2 protein-coding genes and 1 pseudogene are annotated in these 3,016 nt (G+C 60.2%); all 3 read right to left on the reverse strand.

Annotated elements, in window-relative coordinates; genetic code table 11:
• Positions 1 to 247 (reverse strand): annotated as a pseudogene (locus tag I8N66_RS16865) (ABC transporter permease); the annotation flags it as partial.
• Positions 244 to 1,242, reverse strand: a complete 999-nt coding sequence (locus I8N66_RS16870; RefSeq protein ID WP_113535706.1) for an ABC transporter permease — start codon at positions 1,240 to 1,242, stop codon at positions 244 to 246. The gene I8N66_RS16870 and the pseudogene I8N66_RS16865, both read right to left, overlap by 4 nt.
• Before the next feature lies 1 nt (position 1,243).
• A partial coding sequence (locus I8N66_RS16875; RefSeq protein WP_291155527.1) for an ABC transporter substrate-binding protein occupies positions 1,244 to 3,016 on the reverse strand: 1,773 nt, incomplete at its 5' end.

Genomic DNA, 3,016 nt, shown 5'->3' on the forward strand with positions numbered 1-3,016 from the left:
GGGTGTGCAGATTGTAGGGCGCGAGGAACTCGGAAATGAGGATCGACAGGTAGAGCGCCGCAAGGAAAATACCCGAGACGAGCGCGAGCCTGTGGCGGCGGAACTTCCACCACATCAGGCGAAGCTGCGAAGCCTGATTGACGCGCACCTGCTCGTCCGTCATCGCCTCGACGGAATAGGGATCGAAAGGGGCCGTCGAAACATAGTGCGGCAGGGGCTCGCCGGGCGCCGGAAGAAATGACGTCACTTGGTGCTCCTGCCTTGCAGCCGAATTCGTGGATCGAGGATGGCGAGTGCGATGTCGGAGATCAGCACGCCGATCACCGTCAGGAAGGCGAGGAACATCAGGAACGAACCGGCGAGATACATGTCCTGGCTTTGCAGGGCCTTGATCAGCATCGGGCCGGTGGTTTCCAGCGACAGCACGATCGCGGTGATTTCCGCACCGGAAATGATCGCCGGCAGGATCGAGCCGATGTCCGAGATGAAGAAGTTCAGCGCCATGCGCAGCGGGTACTTGACCAGCGTGCGCATCGGCGAAAGCCCCTTGGCGCGCGCCGTCACCACATACTGTTTCTGCAGTTCGTCGAGCAGGTTGGCGCGCAGACGCCGGATCATGCCGGCCGTGCCCGCCGCACCGACGATGATGACGGGTATCCAGATGTGCTCGAGAATCGATTTTGCCTTGGCCCAACTCATCGGCTCGGCCAGATATTTCTGATCCATCAGGTGGCCGATCGATATCCCGAACCAGATATTGGCGAAATACATCAAGATCAGCGCCAGCATGAAATTCGGGATGGCAATGCCGATCAAGCCCATCAGCGACAGGCCGTAATCGCCCCAGCTATACTGATGGGTCGCGGAGTAGATACCGATCGGAAAGGCGATCAGCCAGGTGAAGATGATGGTGACGAAAGAGACCAGGATCGTCAGCCACAAGCGATCGCCGACAACAGCGCTGACCGGCAGTTCGTATTCGAAGGAATAGCCGAAATCGCCCTGCAGCATGCCGCCAAGCCAGTAGACGTAGCGCAGGACCGGCGGCTGGTCGAAGCCATATTCCTTCCTGAGCGCGTCGATTTGCTCCATGTCGACGCCTTCGCCCTGCGCCTTGAGCTCGGCGACATAGCTTTCGAAGTAGTCGCCCGGGGGCAGTTCGATGATGGTGAAGACAAGAGCGGAAATGATGAGGAGGGTGGGAACCATCGCCGCGATACGCCAGAGAATATATCGCAGCATGTCAGGTTTCCTGCTCGATCCAGAAGGTATCGGTCTTGTAAACACCAAAGTAGGACGTGGGATCGAAGCCGTAGAGCGCCGTTTCCGGCACGTTGCGGAGCTTCTTCGCCACGAGGATCGGCTGCAGCGAGGCGTTGACGATACCGATCGAGAACACCTGGTCCGTGTAGATCGACAGCATGCGGGTCCAAATCTCCGTACGCTCGGCATCTTCCGCCGAATGGCGCCAGCGTTGCAGCAGTTCCGTCAGCTCGACGGCGGCAGGAAGATCAGGCGCCTGGCCCATTTCGCCATGGGACAGATAGTTGAGCCCCCAGACCGGCCATTGCAGCTGGTCGTCGGCCGTGGGTGCCAGCTGCCCCGGGTTCATGCCGGGAGTGGGCACGCCGTTGTCGAGGCCGAACCACATCGACATGATGATCTCGCCGCCCACGGCGCGGCTGCGGAACGTGTCGCGCTGCGAGGTGCGGATGAAAAGCGATATACCGATCTTCTGCCAGTAGTCGGTGACAAGCTGAAGTACGTCCGTCTCGAGCGTACTTTCGCCCGCCGTTTCCACGACGATTTGCGCCGGCCGACCGTCGGAAAGAATACGAATGCCGTCACTGCCGCGCTGCGTCAGCCCAACCTCGTCGAGCAGCGCATTGGCCTGGGCCGGATCGTGGGCGACCCACGCACTGGCGAACTCCGGACGGAAGAGCGGGCTATCCGGCAGAACCGTGTCGGCGCTTTCCTTGGTCAGTCCGTAGAAGACGGCCTTGTTGATCTCTGTGCGGTCGATTGCAAGCGAGAGTGCACGGCGAACGCGCACGTCCTGCAGCAACGAACGCCAGACCGTGTCGGAGCAGTTGAGGTTGGGCAGAAGCGCCAGGCGCGAGCCCTGCGTCTTCTTCCAAAGCAACACCTTCACCGGATACCGCTTCTCGGAATCCTTGAGGAAGGTATAGTCGACGAAGTCGAGGCCGGTTGCCTGCAGATCGCTTTCACCCGTGCCGGTCTTGGCCGGGATCAGTGCCGAGGAGCTGACGTTGAGAACGAACTTGTCGATATAGGGAAGCTGCAGCCCGTTCTCGTCCACACGGTGGAAGTAAGGATTACGCTCGAAGACGAACTGTTCGGCTGGTAGCGGTGTCGTGTTGCGCCACGGGTCGAGCGTCGGCAGGTCAGGGTTTTCAGGGCGATAGGAGCGAGCCATGCGCATATGGAGCTGGCTCCATTTCTTGACGCGCTGCTCCTTCATCAAGGCTTTGAGCTTGTCTTCTTCCTGATATTTCTCGTGGAATTGCTTGAGATAGGCGGAAGGCATCGCCACCAACATCGGCTGGGGCGCCGCAAGCTTCTGCAGGAAGTCCGGGTTTGGTGTCGACCATGTGTAGCGTACGGTTCGCTCGTCGAGCACTTCGAATTTTCCGGCCTCGCCGTCCATCACCAGCGCAGTCGGCAACCCGGCGGGGCTCAGCTTTTCGTTGTTGAGCACGTCGTCCCAGCAATAACGGAAGTCCTCGGCGGTCAGCGGCGTTCCGTCGGACCACTTGTGCCCTTCCCTCAGGTGGAAGGTGAAAATGCGGTCCTCGACCGTTTCGTAGCTTTCCAGGACATCCGCTTCGAGCTTCAGCGTTTCGTCATAGCCGACCAGCCGGGCATAGCCATAGATAGTCATGAGCCGGATGTCCTTGGCGCTGCCGATGATCATCGTCACGACGCCGCCATGCTTGCCGGGCGTACGCCCCAATGCCGCGACGTTGATGACACGCGGCGTCTTGGGCAGACGCTC

It is taken from the genome of Ensifer sp. SSB1 (genome assembly GCF_016652895.1).
In the GTDB taxonomy this organism is placed as follows: Bacteria; Pseudomonadota; Alphaproteobacteria; order Rhizobiales; family Rhizobiaceae; genus Ensifer.

Excerpts from the sequence above, each read along its gene's own strand:
- I8N66_RS16870 (WP_113535706.1), bottom strand. The coding sequence starts at position 1,242 with ATGCTGCGATATATTCTCTGGCGTATCGCGGCGATGGTTCCCACCCTC.